This is a genomic window from Burkholderia cepacia (assembly GCF_001039005.1).
GTDB classification, from domain to species: domain Bacteria; phylum Pseudomonadota; class Gammaproteobacteria; order Burkholderiales; family Burkholderiaceae; genus Burkholderia; species Burkholderia theae.
Map to the genome: position 1 here is coordinate 1 of NZ_LDWR01000123.1, position 1,718 is coordinate 1,718.

2 protein-coding genes are annotated in these 1,718 nt (G+C 64.5%); both read left to right on the top strand.

Annotation, left to right across the window (positions count from 1 at the left end; all coding sequences use genetic code 11):
* Nucleotides 1–882 (top strand): ABC transporter permease subunit (locus VL15_RS38295; RefSeq protein WP_048252092.1); only part of this gene is annotated, 882 nt, incomplete at its 5' end.
* Nucleotides 879–1,718, top strand: coding sequence for an ABC transporter permease subunit (locus VL15_RS38300; protein ID WP_048252093.1), 840 nt, complete (start codon nucleotides 879–881; stop codon nucleotides 1,716–1,718). The genes VL15_RS38295 and VL15_RS38300, both read left to right, overlap by 4 nt.

Consider the following 1,718-nt stretch of genomic DNA (forward strand, 5'->3'; position numbering starts at 1 on the left):
CTGCCGTCGGGCCGCAGCGTCGCGATCGGCGTGCCGTTCCTGTGGCTCGCGGTCTTCTTCGCGCTGCCGTTCGTGCTGGTGCTGAAGATCAGCTTCGCCGACCAGGTGATGGGCATCCCGCCGTACACGTCGCTCGTCGAGTTCAAGGACGGCGTCGTGCACTTCGCGCTGCAGCTGTCGCACTACGCGTTCCTGCTGCAGGACGACCTGTACATCGCGACCTACCTCAGCTCGCTGAAGATGGCCGCCGTGTCGACCGTGCTGTGCCTGCTGATCGGTTACCCGATGGCGTACTACATCGCCCGCTCGGAACCGAACCGCCGCAACGTGCTGATGATGGCCGTGATGCTGCCGTTCTGGACCTCGTTCCTGATCCGCGTGTACGCATGGATCGGCATCCTGAAGGACGACGGCCTCCTGAACCACACGCTGATCGCGCTCGGCATCATCCACACGCCGCTGCGCCTGTATCACAGCGACGCGGGCGTCTACATCGGGATGGTCTATTCGTACCTGCCGTTCATGGTGATGCCGCTGTACGCGCACCTGGTGAAGATGGACCTGACGCTGCTCGAAGCCGCGTACGACCTCGGCGCGAAGCCGTGGGTCGCGTTCACGCGGATCACGCTGCCGCTGTCGAAGAACGGGATCATCGCCGGCAGCCTGCTGGTGTTCATCCCGGCGGTGGGCGAGTACGTGATTCCGGAACTGCTCGGCGGTGCCGACACGCTGATGATCGGGCGCGTGATGTGGGATGAATTCTTCAACAACATGGACTGGCCGATGGCGTCCGCGGTGACGGTCGCGATGGTGATGCTGCTGCTGGTGCCGATGGCGCTGTTCCAGTACTACCAGGTCAAGGAACTGGAGGAAGCGAAATGATCAAGCCGAGCAAACCGCTGTCGACGGGCGTCCTCGCCTTCGGCTTCCTGTTCCTGTACATCCCGATCATCAGCCTGGTCGTGTACTCGTTCAACGAGTCGAAGCTGGTGACGGTGTGGTCGGGCTTCTCGCTGAAGTGGTACGCGGCGCTGCTGGAGGACGACGAGCTGCTGACCGCCGCGTGGCTGTCGCTGAAGATCGGTCTCCTGACGGCCACCGCGTCGGTCGTGATCGGCACGTGGGCGGGTTTCGTGCTCGCGCGCTTCGGCCGCTTCAAGGGCTTCACGCTGTACACGGGGATGATCAACGCGCCGCTGGTGATTCCGGAAGTGATCCAGGGCATCTCGCTGCTGCTGCTGTTCGTGGCGCTGGAGCAGATGTTCGGCTGGCCGAAGGGGCGCGGGATGCTGACGATCTGGATCGGTCACGTGATGCTGTGCGTGTCGTACGTGGCGATCATCGTGCAGTCGCGCGTGAAGGAGATGAACAAGTCGCTGGAGGAGGCGGCGCTGGATCTGGGCGCGACGCCGCTGAAGGTGTTCTTCGTGGTGACGCTGCCGCTGATCTCGCAGGCGCTGCTGTCGGGGTGGCTGCTGTCGTTCACGCTGTCGATCGACGACCTGGTGCTGTCGGCGTTCCTGTCGGGGCCGGGGTCGACGACGCTGCCGCTGGTGGTGTTCTCGCGCGTGCGGCTCGGGCTGAACCCGGAGATGAACGCGCTGGCGACGCTGTTCATCACGGCCGTGACGATCGGCGTGATCGTCGTGAACCGGATGATGATCGCGCGCGAGCGGCGCCGGGTGGCCGACATGAAGGCGGCGTTCGCGGTGGCGTGA

Bases quoted from the DNA above. Each gene is read 5' to 3' on its own strand.
- VL15_RS38300 (WP_048252093.1), top strand. From the start codon at position 879: ATGATCAAGCCGAGCAAACCGCTGTCGACGGGCGTCCTCGCCTTCGGC.